Origin of the sequence: Microcystis sp. M53602_WE12, assembly GCF_030065455.1 — a bacterium.
GTDB classification, from domain to species: Bacteria; Cyanobacteriota; Cyanobacteriia; order Cyanobacteriales; family Microcystaceae; genus Microcystis; species Microcystis aeruginosa.
This window is the reverse complement of the sequence record NZ_JASJFB010000041.1, coordinates 1-5,990: the sequence shown is the minus strand read 5'-3', so window position 1 is coordinate 5,990 and position 5,990 is coordinate 1. Positions and strand designations below refer to the sequence as shown.

Below are 5,990 nucleotides of genomic sequence, written 5' to 3'. Positions count from 1 at the left end.
GTACAAAGATATGTGGAAACTCCGATCGCTAAGGCAATTCTGCGCGGCGAATTCAAAGGGGGAGACACGATTTTTGTCGATGTGGCCGATGAAAGATTGACCTTTAAACGGTTAGCTTCCCAAGTAGTAACTGCTTAATTAAGTAGGGTCTGCTGAAAAAGTTTTTCCCGGTGGCAGGGTGTGGGGTGTGGGGTGTGGGGTGTGGGGTTTTACTCATTTTCAGGTGGTCAATTACCTAATTTTCAGGAAAAAAGTCCAGGAATTTTCCCCCCAATCACTCCAAAGTTCGGCACTTTTTGAGGTCAAAAAAGTCTAAAAACCTTATCCAACAAGGTTTTTAGATTTACTCAGCAAGCCCTAGCCAATTAAATAGTTGCTAATTCCTGAACATCGAAATCTGATTGCAACAGTTGAATGAGAGCGGCACAACGGAAGACCATAGCAGCACGACTATCTACCCCTAATTTGGCAAAAATTCGCCGTAAATAGCTGGCAACAGTCCATTCACTAATATGTAAGCGATGGGCTATCTGTTTATTAGCCTGTCCCAGGGCCACTAGGGTGGCAATTTGTAGTTCTCTTTCCGAGAGAAGTTGGGCGATTTCTTGGGCAGAAGATTTAATTTGACCGGATACATCGAGAATAATAAAATATTGACCGTTGACTTCAAATTGATCCACCTCAACAAAAGATTTTTTTAATTCTTTTAAATAATTTTTTTCCTGATCTTCCTTTAGATGGATGATATAGTAGTGATGATCGTGCTTATAAATTTCTGAAACTACTTGATAGGACACATCGGTGAACAAAGAGCCAAGATTTTGCTGATGCTGGTTATTCATTGTCTTTTCTCTCCTAACTTGTTTTCTGGCTAAATAAAAGCTTCGTCTATCTGAAAAATAGGAAACAATCAATAAAAGTAGGTGCAAGACGGTCTTGTCAAGATTACAGTAATATATTTCTGCCAATAATTGGGCTAATCTTAACATTTAATTTGGGAATGTAGATTAGGGGAAAAATCGAGGTTTTAATTAAGACGAAGCTTGATTTGCTATAAGAGATCATTGTAAAATTTTCCAGAAAAACTTGCCAAGAAATTAGAAAAACTTAACAATAATTGAGTTTCTAGCTCAACCATAAAAAATTAAGTGCGACTAACAGAAACTTCCCCAGACCGAGGGGTAATACCAGAAAAATTGACCAGAGGAGAATAGACTTGGGCGGGGGGTAGCGATCGCAAATTAAACAGAGCGGCAAAATTAGCCCTGCTATCGTAGAGAGGTTGTAAACGTTGGCAGGAACCCGTTAGTAAAGGCATAACCCCAGGACCATGACCACTGACCGTACTATCGCCATGGACGATAATCCCGAAAGTAATCCGACCTTGACGGTAACTAGGACCGTGACGGGTATCCGCCGAGCCAATGGCAACCAAATCGCCAAATCGAAGAGTATCAAGACGATAGCGGCGGCGAAGTTGCGGATCGAATAGCTGGATATCATAATCACCACGCCAGACTGTATTTTTGCCCAATCCCGAACCCATAGCAGCAGCAGGGACAAAATGAGTCACGGGTACTTGTAAAGTGCGGTCGCCAGGAATTAAACCCCAACGTCGCAGAAAATCGGGGGAACAGTTAAATAAACGCAGATCCGGATAGTCTAATAATTTTAACCCCAAACCATAACTATAGATTTGCACTCGATCGCCGATCCGTAGGCGACGCAAAACCGCAGGGGGAAAATCTACCAAAACATGGTCCACTCCGCCATGTTTTCCCGTCACCAGACCCGATTGACCCGTGGCAGGTCCAGTAATCACCCTAGCGCGATTGCCCAAACAAGCATAGGTAATCAGGGCAAGATTCGGGCCGCGACGACTGCCGATAATTTCCCGACTATTATTATGGAGAGCCACCCCCGGCTCAATATGATCCCCCATTAAACCCACACAGCGATCGCCAACCCGTTGATTGAGGACAATTCCCCCGGTGGCCGGAAGGATTCGGGGTATGCCATCATGACCGATGCGATAGGGATTAGCCTGACCGACTGGATGGGCAATTTGACCGGCAACGGCCACCATTACTAAGTCTGGTTGGTTAATACGGAGGGAATTGGCGCTATCTGGTCGTGAATTATTCATATATCAGTTATCAGTATTCTAAAATGGAAGCATGGGATTTTTGCTTGAATCTATGACTGCAACACTGCTCGCACCACCGGCTGAAATAATTCACCTGTCCGGGATTAGCTGGGAAACCTACGAAACGCTGCTAGAAGAAATGAGCGATCGCCGTCTGCGGCTGACCTACAATCGTGGCAATTTAGAAATCATGGCTCCTTCCCCAGAACACGAATTTAGTAAAACCCTCATCGGTCGCTTTGTCGAAACCCTAGCGGAAGAATCAGCAGTCCCGATTTATCCCCTTGGTTCTACCACCTTTAAACGCCCTAAATTGAGTGGTGCAGAACCGGATGAATGTTTTTACATTGATAATATTGAGGCGGTTCGGGGGAAAAAGCGACTGGACTTCAATGAAGACCCTGCACCAGATTTAGTCATAGAAATTGATGTCACCAGCAGTTCTCAAAATCGCCTTCAGGTTTATGCAGATCTAGGCGTGGCAGAGGTTTGGGTTTATAATGGGGAATCTCTGGTTATCCAACAATTACAAAATGGCACTTATATCACCTCCCCAACAAGTCAGTTTTTTCCTAATTTACCCATCTTAGAAATTGCTATATTTTTACAACAAGCTGGCCAGACAGATTACCTAGAGTTAGTAAAAGCATTTCGGAATTGGGTAAGAAGTCAGCTGGAAAAATAAAAGGAAGGTTTTTCAACGTTAAATCTCATACCAAAATCCCCTTGCACCCTGCCAAAAATCAAATTTTTCTCCCCTAGTTTCTGACCAGTCTTCTAATTCCAATTCGCTCGCAGAAATATCTTCGCACCAACTGGGAGGAGGAGCGATCCTGATTGCTTCCGGAACCACTAAATGCAGAACCACTGGGTGGAACCCCATCCAGAGCAATTTGGAGACTCCAGACTGGATGAATAACTGGCGTAATTGTTCCCGTTCCAAAGCAGCGATCGCATCTTGTTGGTCAATTTCCTGACAGTTGATGCCCCAACTCTCCAAGGTGGAACAGATTACTGGGGGTAAGTTGCGGGCCCGATCTTCCGGGGAGCGATGGGTTAGGATAAAGGCCGACCCTAGGGCGGCACTCAAAGCGATCGCATCTCGGAAAGCATAGCCGAGCAGATCAGTGTGAATTTGTCTATCCAAACTGCGGGCTAACCATTCCCAACGACTGACTAAACTGCTGTCGGTTTCTTTGGGCAAAAGGGATTCACCAAGCCCATCGCCGATCCAAAATAGATGATGATTACCTAAATCCGTCTCTAGTCGCAGTCTTTCCCATTCCCGCAAAGTGCGACGGGTTTGAGAAGAAAGTTCCGGAGTAAGAAGGGATGGGCAATTGCCCTTCTCTGGGGACGCTTCTAGCCAAGGCCGCCAGCGATCGAAAACATCGCTATTATCAATTAGATGCCAAAATTCTCGCGCTATCCATAATTCGAGAAATCGTCCTAATTGTTTGACCAGGAGCAGACCATAATCCGATAAGGCCAGGTTGGGATCGAGGACACAAGACCAACGGCGTTGATTGAGGTTAATGGAGAAATCGGGCAAAAGAGTGGCACTCATCGGGACACCTCTAAAAAAATAGCGTTACACCCCAGCAGACTCCGAACCGATAACACTGCGTAGCGCCGGAGTTACCCCCGGAAAGGCCCGGCCTTCGGGAGTCATGCGATAGGCAGCTAACCAAGCTTCCGAGTGGGGACCCATGGGTCTGAGTTCCGATTGGAATAAAATCGGGTCAAGGGCGGTTTTAAAGTCGTTATCAGCCACAAATTGCAGAATCCGACGACCGCTTTCCGCCATTTTTGCCCGTTGGGAAGGTTCGGCAATACCCCCCAGATAGCGATTGGAGACGATTTCGATCACATCCCATTTGGTATTAGCATCGAAGGCTTTTTTGATATCGGCTGCATCCAAAAGGTTGAGAACCGTATTGAGATAATGTCCGGTTTCCATCGTCAGGGCCAAAATGTTACCGTAGGTGGAGCGATCGAGAGCATAGCGCAGATCCAAGCCGATGCGTTGAACTGTGCCAATACTGCCAAAGGGTCGCTGTTCAATGAGAGTGCCGCCGCGAATTACTTCCCCGATCAATAAATCCCGGAAATATTGGGCTACAGCTACCATAAACCCGACTAATTGCCGATGAAAATTGCGGTTAATGATCGCCCCCGAAGCTGGTTGGGCATTACCGTAGTTAAAGGCGCGACGGTAGGCCATCATCCGATCGCGGATCGTATAGCGCAAAGGTTTCCATTTGTCAAGTAAATATAGACCTCGCGCCCCCGGTCCCCGTTGAATCCGCATCCGTCCCTCTCTAAACAGACGCTGCAGCACTTGGATGACTTGAAAAACTTTCATCCGTTCGTGTTGGTAGATATAGTACAGTTCGGCGGCGGCGTGGAGTTGACTAGGAACGACGGAATCATCGAAATCTGGCTGGATATAGGGATAGGAAACGTTCTCGAAGGGAATCGGTCCTTTGGGTCCAAATCCCATTAAATCGAGGAAACTATCGGGACTACTGGAACCGTCGGCCGCCCCCTTGAGTAGTTCACCGAAACGGTCTTCGAGTTGCTGTTCGTACTGTTGGCGCTCTTCCGGTGGCATCGCTCCTAATTGATCTCTCAAAAAGGTTGCCCACAAGCGTTGAATGGTTTCTGTGGTGTTGTAGGTCATGGTTGGATTCCTTGCGGCGATTTAACTATTTGAGGCAAAATATTGAAGGATTAATTGACGTAATTGCTGGAGTTGGATCAGGCGCTGGTAGCGCAGGGCGAGCTTACTGTTCCCCAAGGGTTCTGAGGCACTCCTGGCCAGATCTTCATTGAACAAATCTGGATGCTCGGCTAATTTGTTTTGCAGGACTTCCAGTTGTCTTTCTAGACGATCTAAATTGGCAACGTCCAGATCTTCTTGTGTCAAGCTGGCTTCAACTTGACTGAGTTCGTGAAGTAAGGGCAGGGCTGGCGCTAGGTTTTCCTCTGTCAGTTGCTCCTCTAAAGAAGTAGGAAATAATTCTAGCCGTGGTGGTGCTGGGGGAGCGGCTTGTTGTCTGGCTTCAGGGGATTCAACCGCAAAAGAACCCAACAGTTCCATACACAAATCCTGGATCGTTGAAGCAAAATCCATCCATTTTTGTTCGCCTTCCTCTTTTTCTTGTAGAGTTGGTTCACCTAAAGATTCGGAGCTTAAACCGATAGACTCTACAGGCGTTTCAAAGATAGATGTAAATCGCTTTTCAAGTTCATTTTTTCCACTGTATCCCTTCATTGCTTGATCCCATAATTTCGATTGCCGCATATTGTTCATCAAACAACCCATCCTGTCTCGTTTATTGCGACACAGCCACCACCAGATAAAAATATTGAGGTTAATGAGGAGTATGTAGACAGAGATATTGATGGAAATGTTTGGAGCAGGTACTTTCACAGATAGCTGCAAATTGTTAATAGCATTGGCGATATCTGCTAATCCAGCTTTTGTCATATTTGCGGAATTTGTGTTGTTTCCTACTGCCTTGTCAGCACTTGACCCTGGTTTGGCATCAGCAAGGCTCAGAATTGCCTCAGTAATGCCTTGAATCCTCTTGTGAATTACTGTGTTAGGTGCTGGTACAGTTTCTCTTTTCGTACTAGGTGTCATCATCCGTACTCTCCTGCTTAAAAACTCTAAGTTTATGGGTTCTTCGTTACTTGGTATGGTTCGATAGGGGGGCATAAATCGACTAAATCCTTATCTGGCAAGAGACTTAATTGATTAGTTCGCTCTAGATAAAAAACAATTGACAAAAATCGCTAAATGCCTTTCTCTATAAGGGTTCCATCCCTTATAACCCCC

Annotated in this window: 6 protein-coding genes; 1 reads left to right on the top strand and 5 read right to left on the bottom strand. The window is 45.7% G+C overall.

Annotated features, from left to right (window positions below):
* Nucleotides 1-365 precede the first annotated feature (365 nt).
* Nucleotides 366-842 (bottom strand): response regulator transcription factor, encoded by a 477-nt coding sequence (locus PX482_RS01855; RefSeq protein ID WP_223212958.1) that lies wholly within the window; start codon nucleotides 840-842, stop codon nucleotides 366-368.
* Nucleotides 843-1,144: 302 nt separating this feature from the next.
* Complete coding sequence (locus PX482_RS01850) at nucleotides 1,145-2,146, bottom strand: DUF4438 domain-containing protein (protein ID WP_288026994.1); 1,002 nt, start codon at nucleotides 2,144-2,146, stop codon at nucleotides 1,145-1,147.
* A 52-nt stretch (nucleotides 2,147-2,198) separates the two neighbouring features.
* Here PX482_RS01850 and PX482_RS01845 point away from each other — a divergent pair, with 52 nt between their 5' ends.
* Nucleotides 2,199-2,831 carry a Uma2 family endonuclease gene (locus PX482_RS01845; protein ID WP_288026992.1) on the top strand — a complete coding sequence of 211 codons (633 nt, stop codon included), beginning with the start codon at nucleotides 2,199-2,201 and terminating at the stop codon, nucleotides 2,829-2,831.
* A gap of 18 nt (nucleotides 2,832-2,849) precedes the next feature.
* On the opposite strand, the gene PX482_RS01840 is transcribed toward PX482_RS01845, so the two are convergent.
* The 3 genes from PX482_RS01840 to PX482_RS01830 are packed head-to-tail and all read right to left on the bottom strand — an operon-like array spanning nucleotide 2,850 to nucleotide 5,798.
* Nucleotides 2,850-3,713, bottom strand: coding sequence for a hypothetical protein (locus PX482_RS01840; RefSeq protein ID WP_288026990.1), 864 nt, complete (start codon nucleotides 3,711-3,713; stop codon nucleotides 2,850-2,852).
* Between the two features lie 24 nt (nucleotides 3,714-3,737).
* Entirely contained in the window at nucleotides 3,738-4,829 is a 1,092-nt protein-coding gene (locus PX482_RS01835) for a hypothetical protein (RefSeq protein ID WP_288095746.1), read from the bottom strand.
* Nucleotides 4,830-4,850: 21 nt separating this feature from the next.
* Nucleotides 4,851-5,798 (bottom strand): hypothetical protein, encoded by a 948-nt coding sequence (locus PX482_RS01830; RefSeq protein ID WP_288095744.1) that lies wholly within the window; start codon nucleotides 5,796-5,798, stop codon nucleotides 4,851-4,853.
* Nucleotides 5,799-5,990: the final 192 nt, after the last annotated feature.

Bases quoted from the DNA above. Each gene is read 5' to 3' on its own strand.
- PX482_RS01855 (WP_223212958.1), bottom strand. From the start codon at position 842: ATGAATAACCAGCATCAGCAAAATCTTGGCTCTTTGTTCACCGATGTG.
- PX482_RS01850 (WP_288026994.1), bottom strand. From the start codon at position 2,146: ATGAATAATTCACGACCAGATAGCGCCAATTCCCTCCGTATTAACCAA.
- PX482_RS01845 (WP_288026992.1), top strand. From the start codon at position 2,199: ATGACTGCAACACTGCTCGCACCACCGGCTGAAATAATTCACCTGTCC.
- PX482_RS01840 (WP_288026990.1), bottom strand. From the start codon at position 3,713: ATGAGTGCCACTCTTTTGCCCGATTTCTCCATTAACCTCAATCAACGC.
- PX482_RS01835 (WP_288095746.1), bottom strand. From the start codon at position 4,829: ATGACCTACAACACCACAGAAACCATTCAACGCTTGTGGGCAACCTTT.
- PX482_RS01830 (WP_288095744.1), bottom strand. From the start codon at position 5,798: ATGATGACACCTAGTACGAAAAGAGAAACTGTACCAGCACCTAACACA.